The organism is Companilactobacillus furfuricola (assembly GCF_003946325.1).
Taxonomy (GTDB): domain Bacteria; phylum Bacillota; class Bacilli; order Lactobacillales; family Lactobacillaceae; genus Companilactobacillus; species Companilactobacillus furfuricola.
Window position 1 is genome coordinate 18,352 of the sequence record NZ_RHNT01000002.1, and the last position, 22,886, is coordinate 41,237.

At 39.0% G+C, this 22,886-nt stretch carries 19 protein-coding genes; 11 read left to right on the plus strand and 8 right to left on the minus strand.

Annotated elements, in window-relative coordinates:
* Nucleotides 1-60: 60 nt before the first annotated feature.
* Both EKM78_RS01215 and EKM78_RS01220 read right to left on the minus strand, forming a co-directional pair.
* Nucleotides 61-816, minus strand: coding sequence for an SDR family NAD(P)-dependent oxidoreductase (locus EKM78_RS01215; RefSeq protein WP_211334319.1), 756 nt, complete (start codon nucleotides 814-816; stop codon nucleotides 61-63).
* Between the two features lie 115 nt (nucleotides 817-931).
* A complete protein-coding gene (locus EKM78_RS01220; protein ID WP_125768178.1) occupies nucleotides 932-1,660 on the minus strand; it encodes an IclR family transcriptional regulator in 729 nt (242 codons plus the stop codon).
* A gap of 198 nt (nucleotides 1,661-1,858) precedes the next feature.
* Here EKM78_RS01220 and EKM78_RS01225 point away from each other — a divergent pair, with 198 nt between their 5' ends.
* The 4 genes from EKM78_RS01225 (at nucleotide 1,859) to EKM78_RS01240 (ending at nucleotide 5,303) form a co-directional block, all read left to right on the plus strand.
* Nucleotides 1,859-2,656 (plus strand): hypothetical protein, encoded by a 798-nt coding sequence (locus tag EKM78_RS01225; protein WP_125768181.1) that lies wholly within the window; start codon nucleotides 1,859-1,861, stop codon nucleotides 2,654-2,656.
* A 153-nt stretch (nucleotides 2,657-2,809) separates the two neighbouring features.
* Entirely contained in the window at nucleotides 2,810-3,553 is a 744-nt protein-coding gene (locus EKM78_RS01230; RefSeq protein ID WP_125768184.1) for an ABC transporter ATP-binding protein, read from the plus strand.
* Nucleotides 3,528-4,634, plus strand: a complete 1,107-nt coding sequence (locus tag EKM78_RS01235) for an ABC transporter permease (protein WP_125768187.1) — start codon at nucleotides 3,528-3,530, stop codon at nucleotides 4,632-4,634. The genes EKM78_RS01230 and EKM78_RS01235 overlap by 26 nt, the downstream gene beginning before the upstream one ends.
* A 54-nt stretch (nucleotides 4,635-4,688) precedes the next feature.
* Entirely contained in the window at nucleotides 4,689-5,303 is a 615-nt protein-coding gene (locus EKM78_RS01240) for a TetR/AcrR family transcriptional regulator (RefSeq protein WP_164507134.1), read from the plus strand.
* 728 nt (nucleotides 5,304-6,031) lie between these two features.
* On the opposite strand, the gene EKM78_RS01245 is transcribed toward EKM78_RS01240, so the two are convergent.
* Nucleotides 6,032-7,420 carry an amino acid permease gene (locus EKM78_RS01245; protein WP_125768193.1) on the minus strand — a complete coding sequence of 463 codons (1,389 nt, stop codon included), beginning with the start codon at nucleotides 7,418-7,420 and terminating at the stop codon, nucleotides 6,032-6,034.
* A gap of 26 nt (nucleotides 7,421-7,446) precedes the next feature.
* Nucleotides 7,447-8,859 (minus strand): APC family permease, encoded by a 1,413-nt coding sequence (locus EKM78_RS01250; RefSeq protein ID WP_164507135.1) that lies wholly within the window; start codon nucleotides 8,857-8,859, stop codon nucleotides 7,447-7,449.
* A 345-nt stretch (nucleotides 8,860-9,204) separates the two neighbouring features.
* Between EKM78_RS01250 and EKM78_RS01255 the strand changes: the two genes are divergently transcribed.
* Together EKM78_RS01255 and EKM78_RS01260 are read left to right on the plus strand one after the other, a co-directional pair.
* Nucleotides 9,205-10,920, plus strand: coding sequence for a glycosyltransferase family protein (locus EKM78_RS01255; RefSeq protein ID WP_125768196.1), 1,716 nt, complete (start codon nucleotides 9,205-9,207; stop codon nucleotides 10,918-10,920).
* Nucleotides 10,921-11,066: 146 nt separating this feature from the next.
* On the plus strand, nucleotides 11,067-12,242 hold the full coding sequence (locus tag EKM78_RS01260; protein ID WP_125768199.1) for an NADH-dependent flavin oxidoreductase: 1,176 nt from the start codon (nucleotides 11,067-11,069) through the stop codon (nucleotides 12,240-12,242).
* A 58-nt stretch (nucleotides 12,243-12,300) separates the two neighbouring features.
* Here the strand turns inward: EKM78_RS01260 and EKM78_RS01265 are convergent, their stop codons facing one another.
* The 4 genes from EKM78_RS01265 to EKM78_RS01280 form a co-directional block, all read right to left on the minus strand.
* Nucleotides 12,301-12,789 carry a GNAT family N-acetyltransferase gene (locus tag EKM78_RS01265; protein WP_164507136.1) on the minus strand — a complete coding sequence of 163 codons (489 nt, stop codon included), beginning with the start codon at nucleotides 12,787-12,789 and terminating at the stop codon, nucleotides 12,301-12,303.
* A gap of 231 nt (nucleotides 12,790-13,020) precedes the next feature.
* Entirely contained in the window at nucleotides 13,021-13,959 is a 939-nt protein-coding gene (locus EKM78_RS01270; RefSeq protein WP_125768205.1) for an AEC family transporter, read from the minus strand.
* A 171-nt stretch (nucleotides 13,960-14,130) separates the two neighbouring features.
* On the minus strand, nucleotides 14,131-14,523 hold the full coding sequence (locus EKM78_RS01275; RefSeq protein ID WP_125768208.1) for a hypothetical protein: 393 nt from the start codon (nucleotides 14,521-14,523) through the stop codon (nucleotides 14,131-14,133).
* A gap of 225 nt (nucleotides 14,524-14,748) precedes the next feature.
* The gene (locus tag EKM78_RS01280) at nucleotides 14,749-16,128 is read right to left on the minus strand and encodes an amino acid permease (protein ID WP_125768211.1); all 1,380 of its coding nucleotides are present in this window, start codon (nucleotides 16,126-16,128) and stop codon (nucleotides 14,749-14,751) included.
* A 462-nt stretch (nucleotides 16,129-16,590) separates the two neighbouring features.
* Here EKM78_RS01280 and EKM78_RS01285 point away from each other — a divergent pair, with 462 nt between their 5' ends.
* The 5 genes from EKM78_RS01285 to EKM78_RS01305 all read left to right on the plus strand — a co-directional run bounded on the left by EKM78_RS01285 (nucleotide 16,591) and on the right by EKM78_RS01305 (nucleotide 22,614).
* Nucleotides 16,591-17,865, plus strand: a complete 1,275-nt coding sequence (locus EKM78_RS01285; RefSeq protein ID WP_125768214.1) for an esterase/lipase family protein — start codon at nucleotides 16,591-16,593, stop codon at nucleotides 17,863-17,865.
* Between the two features lie 273 nt (nucleotides 17,866-18,138).
* Nucleotides 18,139-18,999 carry a DUF3737 family protein gene (locus EKM78_RS01290; protein WP_125768217.1) on the plus strand — a complete coding sequence of 287 codons (861 nt, stop codon included), beginning with the start codon at nucleotides 18,139-18,141 and terminating at the stop codon, nucleotides 18,997-18,999.
* Nucleotides 18,999-20,159 carry a MalY/PatB family protein gene (locus EKM78_RS01295; protein WP_125768220.1) on the plus strand — a complete coding sequence of 387 codons (1,161 nt, stop codon included), beginning with the start codon at nucleotides 18,999-19,001 and terminating at the stop codon, nucleotides 20,157-20,159. The genes EKM78_RS01290 and EKM78_RS01295 overlap by 1 nt, the downstream gene beginning before the upstream one ends.
* Before the next feature lie 345 nt (nucleotides 20,160-20,504).
* A complete protein-coding gene (locus EKM78_RS01300; protein ID WP_125768223.1) occupies nucleotides 20,505-21,362 on the plus strand; it encodes a homoserine O-acetyltransferase/O-succinyltransferase family protein in 858 nt (285 codons plus the stop codon).
* Complete coding sequence (locus EKM78_RS01305; RefSeq protein ID WP_125768227.1) at nucleotides 21,337-22,614, plus strand: O-acetylhomoserine aminocarboxypropyltransferase/cysteine synthase family protein; 1,278 nt, start codon at nucleotides 21,337-21,339, stop codon at nucleotides 22,612-22,614. Before EKM78_RS01300 ends, EKM78_RS01305 begins: the two co-directional genes overlap by 26 nt.
* Nucleotides 22,615-22,886 lie beyond the last annotated feature (272 nt).

The following is a 22,886-nucleotide window of genomic DNA, read 5'->3' on the forward strand; positions in this document are numbered from 1 at the left end:
GATATTTGCTGTCGAACTTTGCCGTGTTTTAGTGGAAATGTTCCAAGAAGTACATGGCAGTTATTGAACCGGTTGGTTGCTCCAAATTCCAAATCCTGCGGTAACAGGAATATTTTGTCCGGTGATTGATTTAGCCCCGTCGGATGCAAGGAAGTACATAGTTTGAGCAATGTCTTCGGGTTCGACCAATTTGTGCATGGGACTGGTTTCTTTGAATTGATCGATTACTTCCTGAGGATTTTGTTGGAACATCGGCGTATTGGTTGGTCCAGGATTGATGTTATTGGCTCGGATATTGTATTTGCCATAGTCCAAGGCCATTGATCTAACCAGATTTACGACCGCACCTTTAGCAGCGTTATAAGCAGCCATGTTATAATCACCCAGTAATCCCGAGACTGAAGCGGTATTTAAAATAACGCCCGATTTTTGTTTGATCATATCGGGGACGAAATTCTTTGACATTAAATAAATCGATTTGACATCGATAGCCATGATCCGGTCCCAATCGCTGGTCTTGACTTCATGAATGGCTCCACCAGTAAAGACTCCAGCGTTATTGATGATGACGTCTGCATGCTCGAAACTGGCCTTGGTTTGCTGATATAGACTTTCAACAGATTTTTCGTCAGAAACGTCTGTTTGAAAAAATTTAACTTGCTCGGCAGAATATTGTTGCGCTAAATTTTCAGCTTTTGCTCGTCCTAAGTCTAGATTGTAGTCGGCCATGACGACATTCCAATTGTTTTTTAAGAAAAGTTCCGTTGCAGCAAGCCCCATTCCCGAGACTGCTCCAGTGATAACTACTGTTTTCATAATATATCTCCTTCTAGTTGAACTAGGTATGAGAGAAGAGAGAGGTATTTTTTTAATGTATTAATTTTTTCTGGAAATGCGCTCCAGGTGACATCTTTCTCCGTGCTCTCTGAAGTTAGAAGAATTCGTTGGTGATTTGTTGGCTGCTTCTCATCAATATTTTAGAGATCCTGACTAATCCCGTTCGCGGTAAACTTTCAAATGAACCTGAAAGTCCTAATGAAGCTACGACTTGATGATTGCGATAGATCGGTACAGCCAGACAACGAACTCCCAGGCTGCTTTCTTCATCATCTAGGGCATAGCCTTTTTCTTCGATCACGTTTAAATTTTTTTGAAAAATCGTGTGATCGCTCAAAGTATATTTGGTCCCAATGTCGTAATGAAGATTTTCCAAAATAATTTCCTGCTTATCTTTTGGCAAGAAAGCTACAATTGCTTTCCCGAGCGCACTTAAATGAACCGGCGTGATATTGCCGAGCACACTAAACTCGCTGAAGTCATTTTTGACAGGGAAAACCTGCGTGATAACTACATTTGTGCTTGATAAAATGCCAACGTAAGCTGTGGTATTGAATTGCTTTAAGATATCTCGAGATACGGAGATCGATACAGGATCAATACTGATCGGTTTTTTCAAAAAACTATTTGTGTGATCCAATGAATACAGGTGGTCGATTTTCTTGACCTGCTTTTCTTCTACTAAAGTTTCTAATAGCCGAAAAGTCGTTGATTTGTTGAGTCCTAAATTTTTCGAAATGGTAGTAAGCGATTGACCGCTGTGCTGAGCCAAGAGTTTCAAAATTTTTAAACCGTTACGGAGTGTAGATGATGAGGTAGCCATATTCTTCCTTCACTTTGTAAGATAATATTGTTTACAATAATCGCCAAAACTATGTTAAAAATTTCATATAGTGAAACAGTAGTAGGTGTATTATTTATATATGTATAATTATATACAATTATGATGTTGTAAAATAATGAATTATCGCATATTATCGGATAGTAAATGCCTTTTAGGGTAATTTTTGGAGGGAATCACATGAAGAAAATCAAATTAGCTGGAATAACTGCCGTTGCCTTGTTGGCAGTAGCTCCAGTAGCAACGCTTGCTACGACTACTGATACTGCTCAAGCTGGTTTATTCAGCAGTACTTTTACTGACCCAAACGCTACTACTAATGCCAATGCTGCCGTTGTTTCAACTATCAATAAATTGACTGATCAAACTTACGACGAAAACAATCCAATGCCAACTACGTCTAATTTTCAAGGACTTGCTGGTTTGACGGAAAGTCATTTGGGAATCTCCCCAGTGCAATTTTCAAGCCAAATCGTTAACGTCAACAGCAGTATGGACGACGACGCTACGACTGCTTTGGCTAATAGCGCTGGTCAAAAATTGAAGATTTATATTTCTGGAAGCAATGTCAAAACTAATATGCAAGATGCCTATAAGAAAGGTAATGGTCGTTCATTTACATTCACGATCACTGTGAAAAATGGTGAAAACACTTTAACTACGAAGACTTTGACCTATACTAACAACACTAAGACTAATGCTGATGAAGGCACCACAGTTAAACCAACTTCTGCTTTAACTGAGATCACTGGCTTGAATGGCTACAACGTGATCAGTTTGAAGGGCGCTAGTTCACAGATCTATCCTTTGATCAGTGTTTTAGGCAAGAAATCTAATCGTGGTTTAGCTGGTTCGACTGATTGGTATACTGATAAATCTGGTAAAGATTCTAATGGTGATACCTACTATCGTGTTTCTACAGATGAGTGGGTAAAAGCTGGTAGTGATACTGCTTTACATACCCAAGCATCTATTTAATTATTTGTAGAGATTAATAATTTTTGGATTATTCTGTAATTTATATTATGGAATAATCTTTTTTTTATTTTCTGATTGACATGGAAGGAAATTCATAATACACTGCAATTAAAAATAGGTGAGTAAATAGTTACTCACCAAGAGGGGGCTTCTATGACTACTTCAGTTGTTTCGATGAATAATGTGATTAAGAAGTTTGGGGATCAAGTAGTATTGAATGGTTTTGATTTTGAAATCAAGCCTGGTGTTATAGTTGGTTTGATTGGACCCTCAGGTTCTGGTAAATCTACGGTTATCCATGTCTTGCTAGGTATGGAGAAGGCTCAAAGCGGAGAAGCTTTTGTCTTTGGAAATTCTATGCCGAATCGTCGTCTTTTGGGAAGAATTGGTTATATGGCACAGACAGATGCTTTGTATGAACGATTGACAGGACGAGAGAATTTACAATTTTTTGCTGAAATGAAAGGTATCGAGCCCAGCTTGATCAAAAAACAAATTGATCATGTTAGTCAAGTGGTAGATTTAGCTTCTGATTTGGACAAACGGACTAGTGGTTATTCTGGAGGGATGAAACGGCGCTTATCTTTAGCTATCTCGTTGTTAGGTGATGGTGATCTTCTGATCTTAGATGAACCAACAGTTGGTGTGGATCCTGCTTTACGAAGGAGTATTTGGAAAGAGTTGCACCGGCTCCGTGACAATGGAAAGACCATTTTAGTAACGACCCATGTTATGGATGAAGCCGAATTAGTTGATGATGTTGCTATGTTGATTGCTGGTAAATTACAAGAATATGGTCAACCAGCTCGATTGAAGGAAAAGTATCATGAAGACACGATTGAAAATATCTTTTTAAAGGTGGAAAGCCAAAATGAGACGAACGTTAGCCATATCTAAACGAGTGACACTAGAATTGATACGTGATAAACGCACTTTGATGTTAATGTTTTTGGCACCAATTTTGATTTTGATTTTGATGAAATTGGTTTTTTCAGCCAATACCACGGTGGATGTCAAAATTGCGACGGTCAACGTGTCCGACAGTCTGGTTCAACAGATCGATAAGATGAAGGGTATCAAGACCGTAGATTATGGGTCAAAAGAATCAGCACGTTCAAGTTTAAATAAAGAAAATGTAGATGGGATCATACAAACAAAAGGCAATGATTTTTACGTGACTTATGCTAATACAGACCCCAGTAAGACGGCAGCGACAAAGGCTGCTTTGAATTCTTCGATCCTGGTCAACAATTTGTCAGATCTGAAAAAAGCCTTGACTAAGATCCAAAAACAAATGCCGAATAATTTGGGCATAAATTATTCTTCTAACGCTAAGCCAAAAATTCATAACGATTATATTTATGGCAATAGTAAAACTAATTTTTTTGATAAAATGTTACCTATCTTGATGGGATTCTTCGTCTTTTTCTTTGTTTTCTTGATTTCGGGTATGGCATTATTAAATGAAAGAACTTCAGGAACGTTAGGACGCTTATTAGCCACGCCAGTTAGACGAGGTGAGATCGTCTTTGGTTACATGTTGAGCTATGGATTTGTAGCAATTTTTCAAACGCTGTTGATCGTTTTATTTACAGTCTATGGCTTGGGTGTTGAAGTTGTCGGGAATATTTTTAATATCGTAATCGTTAATGTCGTACTAGCCTTTGTAGCTTTAGCATTTGGTATTTTAATGTCGACATTTGCCAAAACGGAATTTCAAATGATGCAATTTATTCCCCTGATCGTGATCCCACAAATATTTTTCTCCGGAATAATACCGTTGGATACGATGGCACACTGGGTGCAAGTGATCGCCTATGTTTTGCCTTTGAAATATTCAGGCGAGGCTACTACTGGAATCGTTATGAATGGTCAGAGTTTGCTAACGGTGATAAATCCCATTTTGATATTGCTGCTATTTTTGGTTGTTTTAACAGGCCTCAACATTTGGGGACTGAAAAGGTATCGTAAAGTGTAAAAAGGAGCTGGTCAAGTGTCAGACAACGCAATTAATAAGGATTTTATGGACTGGATGGATTCAAACGAAATGCCTAAAGGAAAACGTCAAGTTATTTTGGCAGCGATGAAATTATTTGCAAACCAAGGGTTCGACGGCACTTCAACTCAGCAGATCGCACAAGAATCAGGCATGAGCCAGGCAACAATTTTTAAATATTTTAAGACAAAAGAAGACCTGCTTCGCTGGATAGTGTCACCGATAATTCAGAATGTCTTTCCAATTTATATTGATGAATTTAAGAGACGGCTTGGTCAGGAACATAGTAATCTTAGGGAATTGATTCATTTTATTGTTCGTGATCGGTATCGCTTTTTGATTGAGAATAATGAAGTGGCTTGGATCGTGATCTCAAGTTTTTTGACTAAGGTGGAGATTCAGGATAAGGTGAAATCTTTGTTTTCAGAACGGGCACCAGAGGTTGTTGGACTTTTTCGCGAGATGCTTGACCGTACCGGTGAAGTTCGGGATGATATTGATACTTTGGCTGTTGTTCGAATGATGGTTTCTCAGATCGTGATTTATTTTTTGCAGACGGATAAGCTGTTTCCTGGTCGGTCTGAGGAATTGGTTGATGCGGATCTTAAGGAGATTGAGGATTTGGTTTACCGGGCTGTTTGTCGGGGATAGGTGTAAGAGAGCTATGGTAGACAGAAGCGTTTTATTTTTTTGAAGTTCTGTTAGTTTGTTTGGTAGTCGGGGTGTTGAAGTAGTATTTTGGTTGCTACGTTCAATGCCGGGCCCTTCCGTCTAGATTCGGACCCCCTTTTTTTAGTGGGGAAATAGGTTCTTCCTAGTTTTATGTGGGGGACTAAAGCTCCGCTTATTTTGTTTCCTGACGTACCTTTCTGTTGCAATCTTTTGTTTGATAAGATTAGATATTATTTTTGCTCCGTTGCCTTCGCTTCTGGGCTTGCTTGCTCGATTCTCTCGCAATCTCGTCTGTTAATTTGTGATTGTATTTAAAAAAGCTCATCCTTCCATTTTTTGGGGGATGAGCTTTTTATTTTGATTGTTTTGTTGGTGTTGGGAGTTCTATTTTTATAGTGGAAATGAGCTCTAGGCGACAGCGGTCTCCGGTTTAGAAACTGTCGGCAGGCACTAGTTGTTAAGAATTAAGATAGCGCTATCCCTTTTTTAAAGCTAAACTTGCAGCGGTTTGAATAGTGCTTTTCTTTTTTATCCGGAAGGATTTGAAAACGAGCTCCGCGAGGTAGCGGCCTCCGGTTAACACAGGTAGTCGCGGCACTGCTTCGCAGCACCTTGTGCGACTACCTGCGTTAATCCTCAGCAGCTGACCAACCTCGCTGCGCTCTCTGTGTTTAAATCCTCAGCAGCTGACCGTCGCCTTCTACTCTCTATTTTTTGTACAAGTTACTATGTCTATAACCATAGCCAAAGTAGATCACCAATCCAATGGCTGTCCAAATGGCGAACATTTCCCAGGTGAAGGCTTGTAATTGTACTAATAAGTAGACACAAGCTAGGAAGGCTACGATCGGGAAGAATGGATATAGTGGTACTTTGAAGGCTGGTTCTAGATCTTTGGTATTTTTGTTTTTCTTTAGGAATAAGACTCCTAAAGATGTTGCTGAGAATGCTAGTAGGGTTCCGATGTTTACTAGTTCGGTGATTTTGTCTAGAGGTAGTACAGCTGCTACTGTTGCTGCTACTAGTCCGAATAGGATGGTTGATCCTGTTGGGATTCCGGATTTGTTTAAGTTGTTTAGGTTTTTTGGTAGTAAGCCGTCTCTACTGATTGAGTAGATCAGTCTGGTTCCTCCGTAGACGATTACGATCAGTACGGTGGTCATTCCCATTACGGCACCTAAGGAGATGATGCCAGCTGCCCAGTCTTGGTGCAGTACTCTTAGTGCGAAGGCTACTGGGTCGGATACGTTTAGTCGTGTGTATTTTACTGCTCCTACTAATGCGAAGGAGACTAGCCCATATAGTACTGATACTATTAGTAGTGAAGCGATTATCCCGATTGGCATGTTGCGTTTGGGATTTTTTACTTCTTCACTGGCTGTTGATACTACGTCGAATCCTAAGAAGGCGAAGAAGGCTATTGAGGCTCCTTTGCCGATTCCGCTCCAACCGTATGGTAGTAGTGGATCAAAGTTTTTTGGTTGGAAGAAGAAGAGTGCTACTGCTACGAATAATAGGATTACGAAGATTTTTACGTAAACCATGATCGTGCTTACTCTGACTGATTGTTTTAATCCTTGTAAAGTTAAGACTACTACTAGAAAAACTACGATGAAGGCGATTAGGTCGAATTTTCCGGCTGGATTTCCGGCGGTTCCGGTGGCTGATTGTAAGGCTTTTGGTAAGTGGATGCCAAATCCTGTCAGTAAGTTCCGGAAGTAGGCCGACCAACTTACGGCTACTGATGACGTGGCGAATAAGTATTCAGCTACTAATGACCAGCCGATGATCCAGGCGATGAATTCTCCATAGATCGTATAGGCATAAGTATAGGCACTACCTGCCAAAGGGATCGTTGATGAAAATTCTGAATAGCAAAAAGCTGCACCGATACAAACTATTGCGGCTAGTAAATATGTAAAAATTACTCCTGGTCCGGAATAATTTGCGGCAATGATCCCTGGTGTGATGAAAATCCCGGCACCAACGATAACTCCGACGCCCATGATGATCAAATCTTTGGCGTTTAGCGAGCGGGTCAGTTTTTTATTAGACTGAAGGGCCGATACGACGTCCTTTTTTTCGAATAAATGCATAATGTGCCTCCTATAAGACAGTGATCCTAATCCTCTGTAGCTAATAAACTCTTGCGATGTCCGTACATGAAGTAAACTACTAATCCGATAGCAGTCCAGACACCGAAGATTTCCCAAGTAAACAATTGTAAGTTAGCTAGTAAATATGCACAAGCTAAAAATGAAACGATTGGAAAAATTGGAAATAGTGGTACTTGAAAGGCGTGATCGAGGTCGCGAGTGTTTTTCCCTTTTCGCAAGACGATGACCCCGATCGATGTGATAGCAAAAGCGTTTAACGTTCCGACGTTAACTAATTCAGCGATTTTATCGATCGGTAAAATTGCTGAGGCAAAGGCGGAAACGAGACCGAATAATACGGTACTAGTCATTGGAACGTGTTTCTTATTGATCTTGTGGAGATTTTTAGGTAGAAGCCCGTCACGACTGATCGAGTAGATCAAGCGAGTTCCTCCGTAAATTACCACGATCATCACAGTTGTCATACCCATAATTGCACCGAGCGAAATGATTCCGGCGGCCCAATTTTGATTAAGATATTTTAACGCGAATGCTACTGGGTCGGCAACGTTCAATTTAGTATATTTGACAGCACCTACTAATGCAAAACTTACTAATGCGTAAAGGGCTGAACAAATCAATAATGAAGAAATAATCCCGATCGGCATCGTCTTTTTCGGATTTTTAACTTCCTCACTGGCAGTCGAAATGATATCGAAACCGACGAAAGCGAAGAAGGCGACCGAAGCACCTTTACCAATACCACTTACCCCGTAAGGCAAAAATGGCTTGAAGTTGGCAGGTTTGATGTAGAACAAGGCGATGGCTACGAATAAGAAGATCACGATCAACTTGACCACGACCATGATAGTATTCAAACGGACCGATTCGTTCAAACCTTGTAGTAGTAAAAAGGTGATCAGTAAAACAACGACGAAGGCGATCAGATCAAAACGACCGCCTGGATTTCCCGGCGTTCCCGGAGCTGATTGCAAGAAGACGGGAAGTTTGATCCCAAATCCCTCCAATAAACTACGGAAATAAGCTGACCAGCTGACGGCTACGGTCGCACCGGTGAACATGTATTCTGATAACAAAGCCCAACCGACGAACCAAGCGATGATCTCTCCAAAAGTCGAATAGGCGTAAGTATAAGCACTACCGGCTAATGGGATCGAAGATGAAAACTCCGAATAACAAAAGGCGGCACCAGCACAAACTAGTGCGGCCAAAATATATGTAAAAATTACTCCTGGGCCGGCGTAATTGGCGGCGATGATACCTGGTGTGATGAAAATACCAGCACCAACAATGACTCCGATTCCCATAATGATGAGGCCCATTGGGCCGATGGTACGTTGTAAAGTTGGCTTCTCTAATAAAGCCGCTTTTACATCTTTCCTTCTAAACAGGGATTTAATCAAGCAATCCCCCTCCATTCTGTAACTAGGAACTTAATAATTCTCCAGTGATTTTTTTATAAATACTCCAAGCAAATCACGGTCTGCCCTCTGCCTCATCTTGGAATTCTTTAAGGTTAAATTATATCACATGTTAATGAGTAAATTATTAAAAAAGATGAATCATTTAAAGATTGGATCTTATATTATCAACGGTCTAGACAAAATCAAACATTAAAGAAAGCGCTTTAAAAACTTAAATATAGATTTATTTTGCCACAATTGACAATGCTTGATTTTGGAAAATGAACAGATTGATTAATCTGATGGTGATATTTTATAGTTAAATAAATAATTGATAATAAAATTGAAAGGAAAAAGCCATTGTCAAAAAAACAAAAATACCTTTTATTGGCGGTTAACTTCTTGTTACTGATTTTGAGCACTTATCCAATTTTTTTTGGTGGCATCGTCAGCGGCTATGATCCTGGCTTCCACATGGCACGTATCAGAACGTTAACTTCCAATATTGCCAGTGGACATTTTCCTAATCCGATCGGCTTCGAATATCTGGATCATCTCGGTTATGGAGTCGGATTTTTTTACGGGAATTTCTTGCTGTATCCATTTTCCTTGCTTCATTTAATGGGATTAAGTTTGTACAACACTTATATTTTGTACATCATTATTTTCGTTGGATTAAATATTTTTTCGATTAATTTTCTAGTCAATAAATTATTTCACAACTGGTGGGCAATCTTGATCTCTGGTCCCATTTATTTGACTTCGTTTTATTTCGTGAGCGTTATTTATTTAAGAGCAGCAATCGGTGAGTTGACGGCATTTGCTATTATACCCTGGATCATCTTGAGCTTGTTCAAGATAGTTCAAGGGCAAGTGAAATATTGGTGGATGCTGTTTATTACGATGTCCTTATTGCTAGTTAGCCACATTTTGTCGTTTTTGATAGTCTGTTGTTTTGCACTCTTGATATTTTTGATGAACATCAAGACAATGTACAAAAATCATCATATATTCTGGGCATTCTTTAAGAGCTTGCTAGCTTTTTTAGGTATCAGTGCAGTCTTTTTATTGCCATTCATCCAGCAGTATGCAACGCAGAAATACGTTAGTACAGCAGTTGACAGTCTAGGGCATGATTTAGTTTTGGTCTATGCCTCAGCTTTGAATAATCATATTTTTGATCCCGCTCAATTCATCAGTATGAATGGCGGGCTACTGGTGGCGCTCTTGATATTCAGTGTTGGATACTACATTTTTAAAAATAATGGTATTGATTTCCACAATAAAGTTATTACCCAGTCGATCATAGTCATCGTTATCTTTAGCTCACTATTAGTTTCAGAGAATTTGTTGAAGATAGTAGTAAAAATTTTTAAACCAGTAATATTGTTACAGATCATGACCAGATTGAACGTTATCATTTTGCCATTGATGACTATCGTGGTCGCCAGTGCCTTAGGTGAAATGCTGAAAAAATCCGGCAAGCTGAAATTTTCGTTGGCAGGGCTGTTTTTAATAGTGATCGCGATTTTTACAGTTGCTTTTCCTATTAAATCCAATATGCAAAGTGTTGCTGATAGAAAGCAAGATATTTATACATTAAGCATTAGCATGGGGGAATATGAGCCTCGTGAATTTGTGAAGTATAGTATGAGATCCAATTACCAAGTGACGCCTAAACGTCTGGAGCAGTCGCAAAACTATCATATTATCTCCAATAACCATCACGAAGTTGAAGTGGCATTAAAGAAAGCTCGACCTGGTAAAGTTATTTTATTGCCACGTTTAAATTATCGTGGATATAAGGTCCAATTTAATTATGACGGAAAATCAGTTGAACAAAATGCCATGTCCAAAGATGGTTTAGTGGCAACTAAATTGCCAAATGACTTTTCAAAAGGTACGATCCGAGTTACTTATAAAAACACTGGTGTAGCCATTTTAGGGTGGATTATTAGCTTGATAAGTTTGATCTTGTTAATTTTGGCAAAAATCAGAATCCCGATTTATAAACATACTCGGCATAGACGTAGTTATTGGAATCCATATACTTGGATCGAAAAATATCAAAAATAGTTTTTCAAACTTAAAGCCTTAACTTGAAGCATTTATAAAATCCATACTTAGTCTGAACTCTATGGTTACTTTAAAGTGCGTACTTATATTCTTTTTTCTTTGCTACTACAATAATCATGTGAATTTTTTTAAGTGAGGTTATGAATATGAGTAAGGAATATAATTTTTTGAATCCATTTACTTTTAAGAACGGTGTAACTGTGAAGAATCGGATCGTTATTCCACCAATGACTGAAGCTGCGGCTTTGGAAAATGGAGCAGTTTCACGAGATGAACTACGTTACTTTGATATCCATACTGGTGGCGTGGGGATGTTTATTATTCCCGTCATGAATGTTTCTGATGATGGTAAGGGATTCGAGGGCGAACCTTCAGCTGCTGACGACAAGTTCATGCCTGGTTTGAAAAAAGTGGCCAATACTGTAAAGCAAAATGGTACGAAAGCTATTTTACAAATTTTTCACGCTGGTAGAATGTCCAATTCTAAGATCTTACGTGGCGTTCAACCTGTTTCAGCTAGTCCTGTAGCAGCATTGCGCCCCAATGCTGAAACTCCTCGAGAACTTTCTAATGATGAGATCGAACAAATCATCGAAGATTTTGGTCAAGCTACTCGAAGAGCTATCCAAGCTGGTTTTGATGGGATCGAATTGCACGGTGCCAACACTTACTTGATGCAACAATTTTTCTCACCACACTCAAATAGAAGAACTGACAAGTGGGGCGGTAGTCTGGAAAATAGAATGCGCTTTGCTCTCGAGATCATTAAACGGGTCAATGAAAGCGTTGAAAAGTACGCTGATGACAAGTTTATCGTTGGTTATCGAATTTCTCCTGAAGAGATCGAAGAACCAGGAATTCGTTTGGAAGACACTTTGAAATTCATCGACGTCCTAGCCAATGAAAAAATTGACTATCTCCATGTTTCGATGGGCTACGCCTGGAGAACGTCATTGAATAATAAGTCAGATAAAGAGCCGATCATCGAAAAAATCCAGGAAACAGTAAATGGTCGTTTACCACTTATCTCCGTCGGTTCGATCGAGACTCCAGCAGATGCTGAAAAAATAATCGATGCCGGCATCGACTTCGCAGCAATCGGTCGAGAATCGATTCGTGAACCAAATTGGGTCCAAAAAGTCGAACTAGGACAAGAAGACTCAATCAGATATAAACTATCTTTAACTGAATTAGATCAACTAGGTATCAACTCAGCTTTCTTAGATTTCTTGTATCAGCTAAATGCTGATTTGCATTTAGAAGGTTCAGATCAACCAAAGGATAACTTTGCTGAACAAATGGGTGCAGTAGAAGGTAATTAGTAATCGAATCTAGTAAAAAAAGCAACGTCTGAATTTTGAATTCAGGACGTTGTTTTTTTTATCTAATGTAAATATCTTCTTGAAGCACCCCGTAGTCGGTAATTTTATTGAAAAAATATTCGGTTTTATTAAAGCCAAAATTTTCATAAAAAGATTGAGCGTGGACATTATTACTGAGGACTGACAAAAACACTGAATCAAAGACACGATCTAATTTCGGCAACGATCTTGCCATCAAATTTTTGCCCACACCCAGATTTTGCCACTCAGGTAAAACGTAAAGTGAATAGATCTCGCCATAATTAGCTAAGTATTGGTTACGTGAGGGACCAAAGGCACTGATGCCGATGATCTCATTTTGCCTTGAAACGGCGATCAAAGTACTGCCGATTTTATCATCGGGATCCCAGTCGAATTCTTCGAGTTTTTGGATGCAGCCTTGTGGGACTAAATTTCCCAGAGAAGCTTGCCAAGTACGATAGTACACTTCTTTGATGGCATTAAAATCCGTCGCACCATAAGTTTTCTTGATTACATAATTTTTCATGATGATCCTCCAAGCTAGCCCCATATTTGTTAGTGGACACTTTTAAAACAGATCTTAAAAAATCGTAATTTAGCGGATACTTATGTTTCTAATTGCATTATATCAATGATTGTTAAAACATTCACATTAAGCTGTGATTACAATCTGTTGTTAAAATCAAAAAAATCCTAAGTAGTCTAAAAACTACTTAGGATGATATTAAATATTCAAGTTTAAAATAATGTTAAAAAGCTATTTGATGATCATCATTAAAATTGGCACAACGATCAAACTCAACAGGGTAGTTTCCGTAACCATGATGGCTGCGTAATCAGAATCAGCACCATATAAACGTGCCACAACGGGGGCGTTAGTCATGACAGGCATGGCTGATTGGATGATGAATACTTGTTTCATCAATGATGGCCCGGGGATGAAGATGAATAAGATCGACATCAAAACAGGTGCCATGATGAAACGTCCAAACAGAATACCCAAGTTGTCCTTGTGGAAACTGACGTTGGTAAGTCCTGCGTGGGCAATTGAAATACCGATAAAGATCATTGATAGAGGGATGGTCAAATTACCGAGGTATTCAAAGTCAGTCATCAAAAATCCTGGTAAGTTAATGTTCAAGACTACCAAGATCAGACCAATGATGAAACCAAGCAGTGGTGGTGAAAATACTTTCCCTAAAGTTTTCTTGAGGCTGAACTTGGCAGCTTTTTCACCATCAGCTTGGATCAAGTAAGTACCAAGTGTCCAGAAGAAAGTCGTATTAGCCATGTAGTAGACCAAGACGTAAGGTAAACTCTTCGTTCCAAATAAGGCCATATTAACTGGCAAGCCAACAAAGACCGTGTTTGAGTTGAAAAACATCGAAGAAAACAGACCACGCTTGCCTTTTTCAATGTGCAGCACTTTGATCATGATCCAAGAGAGCCCGATCAAGATGGTCATTGAAAGGACCGGAATAGCTAAGTCAGGTAATAATTTAACTAATTTAGTAGCCGTAAAATCATGTGTGATCGTATAGATCATGTAAGTAGGTAAAGCAACTTGCGTAACGATCTTAGCAATCAAACTAGTAGCTTCATCAGAGAACCAACCGCGTTTAGCTAAAAAGTAACCAACTGCGATCAGCCCAATAATAATCAGGATACCTTGAACACTTTGGACAAAAACACCCATAAAAAAACTCCCTATCAAAAAATTGTATAGTCCCTATGTTACGCTTTTAAAAATCTAAATGGAGTCTTTTTTAATAATTTTCTAATAAAAAATATGAATACTGAATTGCGGAAAATAAAAAAGATCCCAAGAAGGAATCTTTTTACGAAATTGATTTAATTGAATCTTATTTTAGTATTGTCCTGTTTGGAATTCGCTATCACGAACGTCCCAACCGCTGACCCATTCATTAGTGGATACACGGTAGTATTTAGTAGTTACGCCATTTTCGTTTGGAGCTGTTTTGTATTTATCGGTGTACCACCAAGTACCGTTTTGGACTGAACGTGTAGTTGAGATGACGGGATCGTCTCCTACAAAGTTGAACAGACGAACAACTTGACCATGTCTGTTGTCAATTACACGAATATTACCACTAACTGGAGTAACAGTACCAATAGGAATGTCAAAACTAGCAGCGGCGTCAACATTTTGAGCTTCTCCAAATTGAGCGGCAGCTCCAACCCCTGCTGTAAGCATTGATACTGATACAAGTGAAGCAGCTAAAATTTTTGAAAATTTCATAAATATAAATCCCCCTATATATTTTATAAAAATATTTATATTTCTATTGTAACACTAAAAACATAGAAGGAAATCAAATAAAAGAAACAATACGAAATTTCGCCCGTAGATCAAAATATTAACATCAGCCCGATGTAACAATGAATTTGCCGATGAGTAAAATTCTTTTTCCAAAAATAAACGAAATAAAAATCTTCGACTTCAAAAAAGCCGAAGATCAATTAATTATTTTGCTTTACGAGCTTGAAATTTTTCACGAATGAAGTAGAAACAAGTCATGAATACTAAGAAGACAACACCGATCATTAGTGAAATAGTAGTTTCTGGATTCAAGAACATGAAGAATAAGATAACTAGTAATGCCGCGATCGATAGGTAATTGCTCAAAGGATATAAAGGCATCTTGAACGGATGATTCTTCATCTTATCTTTATTCAACTTTCTGAAATGCAATTCACTGAACAAGATAACAAACCAAGGTACCATACCAGGAAGCACACTTGAACTATATACGACCACGAAAACGTCGCTTGGAGTGTGGAACAAGACTGGTAATAAGAAGTTGATGATCAAACCAATTAAAATACCTAATGAGATCGTAACAACTGCGACGTAGGGAACACCGTGCTTTGATATTTTCTTGAATGATTTAGGCAAGTTGTTTTGTAGACCCAGTGTATAAAGCATTCGACTGGCACTGAACATACCGGAATTACAACCGGATAATGCTGCTGTCAAAACAACAAAGTTAATGATCTCAGCCGCAAAAGTGATACCGACCTTGGCAAAAGTTTCGGTAAATGGTGATCCCATAGTACCTAACTTGTTCCAAGGATAAATTGAAACGATAACAAAAATCGCACCGATATAGAAAATCAAGATCCGACCAACGATCGTTCTGATCGCATGAACAATACTACTTTGAGGATTCTCAGCTTCACCGGCAGTAATACCGATAACTTCGATCCCTTGATAAGAAGCAACAACGATTGATAGCGCAAAAATAAATCCTTTGATACCACCAGTAAAGAAGCCACCGTTAGTCCAAAGATTACTAATACCAACAGGGTGGCCGTTGTTACCGACGCCAAAGAGGATAACTAAGAGCCCCATGATGATCATAAAGATAATAGTAAGAACTTTGATCATGGAGAACCAAAATTCCATTTCCCCATAAGCCTTAACAGACGTCAGGTTGGCTAAACAAAGCGTAATAACTACGACAACTCCGACGATCCATTGTGGCAAGTTAGGCCACCAGAACTCCAAGTAAGTTCCGACAGCAATAACCTCACTAATACCAACGACTAACCACTGGAACACATTGCTCCAAGCGGTGATGTAACCAACAACCGGATGAATATATTCAGAACCAAATTTAGCAAAAGAGCCAGTTGAAGGATCGGTGTAGATCATCTCACCTAAAGCTCTCATAACCATGTATAAAATAAGACCAGCAATTGCATAAGCAATCAGCACTGAAGGACCAGTCCACTTAATAGTAGATGCAGATCCCATGAACAAACCAACACCGATCGTCCCACCGAGGGCGATCATCTGCATTTGACGAGCTGATAAACTTCTATTTAAAGATTTATCTTCCAAAAATGTTCCGCCTTTCATAACTACATTTGTTCAAAAAACCTAAACATGTGTTGTGGTACTCGTGACAATAATACTATAAAAAACTTCCTAAATCTTCTATTATCTCCCTTTATTAGAAAATAATTAAAATGCTTACAAAATATATAATATCATTCAATTTTAAAAAAGATAGAAATTTTTTCTTTGTTTATCGTAATTTGAAATATGATAAATAAATCATAAAACTTAAATATATTGATTATTTAGTAAAATAATTCAAAGATATTTTTTAAAAAATGAATGTCAAAATATCCGATTTATTTTTCACGGAAAAAAGTTTTAATCACATATATTAGTATTTACGGGCTTTTCTGAAGTTTGTGACGGCGTTACATAAAATTAATCTTCTGTAAGCGTTTACATATCGTGGGTTTATTTGCTAAGATAAAACCATTCAATATTTTGCGTTATAGGAGGGGAACCATGAAAAAGATTAGATTTGCGTTTATTCTGTTTTTATTCACTGGCGTGATCACACTATTCGGTTTCAACGACCAAGCTGATGCCGCAAATGATTATCCAGTAGTTTTTGTCCATGGTCTGAATGGCTATGGACAAGATGAAATCCCCAGCTTTCCATACTGGGGTGGACGCTCCAACAATATCATTCAGTTACTAAATCAAGAATACGGGGATGGTACGGCTTATGAAGCAGTTGTCAACCCTTATGGCAGTGACTGGGATCGAATGTGTGAATTGTACGCCTACTTAAAAGGTGGCACAGTTGATTATGGGATTGCCCATTCACAAAAATACGGTCATGAAAGATTTGGTCGGACTTATCCTGGGATCTATCCGCAATTAGACGATACTAACAAAGTACACATCATTGGACATTCTATGGGTGGCCAAACGATCCGTGACTTCGACTCCATGCTCAGAAATGGCAATCAAGAAGAAATTGCTGCCAGTCAAAATAATGGCGAACAAGTCAGTCCGCTTTTTGCCGGTGGTCACAACTGGTTGCAATCAGTGACATCCATTGCCGGAGTCCACAATGGAACGCCATTAACCAATTCACCGATCAACGAAGTAGTTAGAGACGTTATCAACACGGGAAACTTATTAGGATTATCTCTTCCAAGAGATTCCACGACTTTAAAACCCCAGACAACAGATTACAAATTAGACCAATGGGGTCTAGTTAGAAAACAAGGTGAAAGTTTAGCTAAATTCAATAATCGAGTGATCAATAGCAAAGCTTGGACATCGCATGACAACTCCATCTACGATCTATCGATCAATGGTGCCGATCAGATCACCCAAAGAACTGATCTATCAGCAAATGAGTACTACTTCACATACGCCGGAAATGCCACCAAGCAAAGCCTAACGGGTCGAGCTGAACCAATCAAAGGCATCGCACCATACTTCAGTATCGGAGCAGCCTACATCGGTAACCAGGGCAACGATCCTAACTGGTGGCCAAGTGACGGTTGTGTACCAGTGATATCAGCGAAAGCTCCCATTGGTCAAGCTGCTCAACCAGATCAAACGACCGAAAATGGACCATTCGAATACTCGAATACAGATAAAGCTGTCAAAGGAGTATGGCAATACAATGAGCCAGTCCAAGGATGGGATCACAACGACTTTGTAGGCTTGGACGTAACTAAAAATAGAGACAAGAAAAACGCTCAAAAAGTTCAAACATTCTATGAAGATCTATTCATCAAACTAAGAGGTTTGAGCGCTTAGAAATATACATTTATGATCCAAGAAGAAGCATTCTAAATCCCAAATTTAAAGGGATGGGAATGCTTTTTATTTACAAATTATTTGTTCGGTATTAAGTCCGAAGTAAAATTCAATAAAAATGGATGATACATGAGAGTTACTATAAATTACCAACAAAATGACCAATTATCCTAAGCAGAGTTTAATTTCTGATAAAAAAATTAATTAAATCACTTGCCTTCCACTCAACTTTAAGGTGTTTAATCAGTATGAAAGCAGGAGGAAGACTAACGAATGAAAGAATATAAAAACGACTACTACGATGGCGAACGTCCACTTTTTCAAGCTAAAGACGCTAACATCATCAACACAACTTTCGGAACTGGTGAATCACCTCTAAAGGAAAGCCGTAACATCAATCTAGATGGTAGTATTTTCACTTGGAAATACCCACTTTGGTACAGCAAACACGTTAAAGTGACGAGTACGATTTTTGAAACAATGTCACGTTCAGGTATTTGGTATACCGACGATATTTCGATCAAAGACAGTACGCTCCAAGCTCCCAAATTATTCAGAAGGTGCAATGACGTTGATTTGCAAAACGTTCACTTTGCTGATGCTGAAGAAACTCTTTGGACTTGTAAAAATATTAAACTTAATAACGTCCAAGCACACGGTGATTACTTTGGTATGAACAGTGAGAACATCCGCGTTGACGACTCTAGTTTTGTTGGTAATTACATCTTTGACGGTGCCAAAAATATTGAAGTTCACAATTCAACGTTTGTATCAAAAGATGCTTTTTGGAACTGCGAGAACGTGACGATCTACGATTCTGTCATCAACGGAGAATATTTAGCTTGGAATACCAAGAATATTCGCTTCGTAAATTGTACAATTGAAAGTGATCAGGGACTTTGTTATATCGATGATCTCAAAATGGAAAACTGCCAGTTGTTGCGGACGGACCTCGCTTTTGAATACTGTTCAAATATTGATGCTCAGATCAATTCTGACATCATGAGCATTAAAAATCCCATCAACGGTAAGATCCATGCTCAATCAATTGGCCAAATTATTTTTGATGATGACGACATTGATTCAACAAAGACTGAAATAGCTCTTGAAGATGAGAAGGAGAAATCAATCTAATGTACGATTTTGAGAAGACTATCGACCGCCGCAAAACTGATTCCATCAAATGGGATATCAAGGAAAATGAACTACCAATGTGGGTCGCTGACATGGACTTTCAAGTGGCTCCAGAAATCATTGACGCGATCAAGCAAAAAGCTGACCAGAAAGTATTTGGCTACGAACGACCACACGAAGACTATTTCAATGCTGTAGCTGATTGGTACGAAAAGGAACACCATTTCCGTCCTAAGACTGAATGGATGCTCTTTTGTACCGGAGTAGTCCCATCAATTTCATCGATGGTCAGACGTTTGAGTAATGTTGGTGACAATGTGCTCGTTCAAGCACCAGTCTACAATGTTTTTTACAACTCGATCGTCAATAATGGACGTCACGTATTGTCAAATGATCTCAAATTTGATGGCGAAGGCTACCAGATCGACTTCAAAGACCTAGAAGAAAAAATGGCAGAACCTTTGACAACCATGATGATTCTTTGTAATCCCCACAATCCAGTTGGCAAGATTTGGTCCAAAGCTGAATTGACGAAGATCGCAGAACTAGCTAAAAAACATCACGTGATCATCATTAGTGATGAGATCCACGGAGATATTACCTTCACTGAATATGGCTATACAACAATGGTCTCGTTGCCTGAAGACTTGATCCAAAATGTCGTTGTCAGCGTGTCACCAAGCAAAACTTTCAACGTGGCTGCCATGCACGCTGCTACAGTCATCGTTCCTAACGAAAACTTGCGTAACATCGTTGATCGAGGCATCAATTCGGATGAACTCGGTGAACCGAATAGTTTCGCTATCCCAGCATCGATCGCTGCCTATACGCAAGGCCATAAATGGCTAGCTGAATTGAAAGAAAAATTGACTAGCAACCGTGAATTAGTCGAAGACTTCGTAAAGGAAAATATCCCTGAAGTTAAGGTGATCAAATCTGAAGCCACTTACTTACTTTGGATCGATTGCCAAAATATCACTGACGATTCTGGTGAATTGCAGAAATTTATTAGAGAAGATACAGGATTATACCTCAATGCCGGAAATGTTTACCGTGGCGATGGAAATAAATTTTTAAGAATGAATATCGCTTGTCCAACTGATAACGTAAGGGATGGACTCGATCGTTTACAAAAAGGAATCAAAGATTTTCAAGAATAACCCTTGACTTTTTATAAAATCGTTTTAAACTAAACAGTAATTTAATTAAATAAAATTTAATTTAGACGTTGAAGAGAAGAGTAGATCGTTGAGTATCTGATAAAGTGACCGCTGATGGTGAAAAGGCGGACAGAGAAAGGCCTTCGAACATGAGCTCTGAGTCTTAACTTTCGGTGTAAGCTGAAATTACGCAAGGATGCGATATCATCCCGGATTTCATTAAGGAATCGTTGAGGTAGACTTAGTCTACGAATTGGGGTGGTACCACGACCACATCGTCCCCATGTTGGCATAATGCTGACATGGGGACTTTTTTTGTCCAAAAAATAAGGAGGAGTAGCGTACATGACTGTAATCAAATTAAACGGATTGACCAAAAATGATCCGAAGAATTTATTGATAAAACCGCAACTATCGATCTTGGTCTTGAATATCATGCCGAACAAGGCTCAAACAGAACAACAGATCAGTCGACTTTTTGCTGAAGTGAAAACACCGGTCTCCGTAACTTTTATGTACCCTAAATCACACGTGTGGAAACATGGAGATCAGTCAAAATTATCCGCAAGTTACGCTACCCTGGATGATCTTAAGGATAAATATTTTGATGGCTTCATCGTAACTGGAGCGCCGGTCGAGCAGATCAAATTTACCGACGTTGATTATTGGGATGAATTTCTAGAAATTAGAGACTGGGCACACAAACATACACAAAATCAACTTTTTAAGTGTTGGGGTGCTCAAGCAGCATTATTTGCCGACTTTGAAGTTCCTAAAGTCAACGTTAAAGAAAAAATATTTGGCGTTTATAAAAATCAAATCAATACGACCCATTTACCGAGGAATTTCTTAATGCCTCAATCGCGTTTTAGCAAAGTAGAAACGTCGATCGTTGAATCGATACCACAGCTGGAAATTTTAGCCGATAACGTGCAAACCGGATCGTTCTTTATGAGAGCAACTGATCGTAACAGTCTCTACATTATGGGACATCCGGAATATACCGCTAATACATTGATCGACGAATACCACCGCGATCTAAAGAAGAATCAACCGATCAAGAAACCAGTGAATATTTCGTTGGAGAATCCACTCAAAAGCTATATTGGATGGCACAACAGTAGTTTGGACCTCTATCAAGGCTGGCTTGATCAAATACAAAAGGAGAGAATTAATCATGACCGAAAACAATTACAAATTTGAAACTTTACAATTACACGCAGGACAAACAGTTGATGAAACAGGAGCACGTGCTGAACCGATTTATCAAACGACTTCATACGTTTTTAAGGATCCACAACAAGCAGCTGACCGTTTTGCTTTAAAAGATCCAGGTAATATTTATACTAGATTGACTAATCCAACGACCGCAGTTTTGGAACAAAGAGTCGCTGAACTAGAAGGCGGAACTGCCGGAGTAGCTTTGGCAACCGGTGCTGCTGCCATCAATGCTACTATCCAAAATATTGCTGGTGAAGGAGACGAGATCGTTTCAGCATCAACACTTTATGGTGGAACTTTTAACTTGTTCAACGTGACTTTACCAAAATTAGGTATCAAGACTCATTTCGTCAATTCTGACGACCCTGAAAATTTTGAAAAAGAAATTAATGACCACACGAAAGCTTTGTACCTGGAAAGTATCGGAAATCCGGACATCAACTTGGCTGACGTACCAGCAATCGCTGAAATCGCCCACAAGCATGGTATCTTGTTGATCGTTGATAATACTTTTGCCACACCATACTTGTATCGTCCCTTAGACCTTGGAGCTGACATCGTGGTCGAATCAGCTACGAAATTTATCGGTGGTCACGGAACGACCATGGGTGGAACTATCGCTGAAAATGGCAAGTTCGACTACCGCGCTTCCGGACGTTATCCAGAATTCACTACACCAGATCCACAATACAACGGATTAGTCTTTGCTGATCTAGAAGGAGCAGCCTTCACGACGAAAGTCAGAGCCGAAGTCCTTCGTGATACTGGTGGTGCTTTGAGTCCATTCAACTCATTCCTACTATTACAAGGACTCGAAACATTGTCGCTTCGTGTAGAAAGACACGTGGAGAATACACGCAAAGTAATCGAATTTTTGAATAATTCACCAAAAGTAGCTTGGATCAAATATCCAGAACTACCTGAAAGCCCTTATAAAAAGCTAGCCGACCGTGATTTCAAGAAAGGTGTCGGTTCGATCTTTACCATTGGTTTGACTGGCGGTGAAGAAGCTGGCAAGCAACTGATTCAAAACCTGAATGTGTTTTCATTGTTAGCTAATGTTGGTGATGCTAAATCACTGATTATCCATCCAGCTTCGACGACCCATGCTCAATTGAATGAAGAAGAGCTGAAGGCTAGCGGGATCACACCCGATTTGATCCGTTTGTCGATCGGTATCGAAAATTCAGATGATATCATTGCTGATTTGAAGCAGGGATTGGATAGAGTTTAGAGTTTGACTCTTTGACCTATCTTTTTAATGTTTATTATGGATATCATCGTTTTCAATTGATATAGGATACCAATTTCAGTTTTTACATTTTTGTTAAAGACCTCCTTTTGTATATCATACTGAACGAATACCAAATACCTTCTATACATACCAATTTTTAGCGACTGGATCTTTTGATTCGGTCGTTTTTTAGTGAAAATAGTTTCAGGAGAAAGCGACTTTTGTTAACAAACTATTAGCGAGCATTGCTTTTCAGTACGCTAGTGCTGATG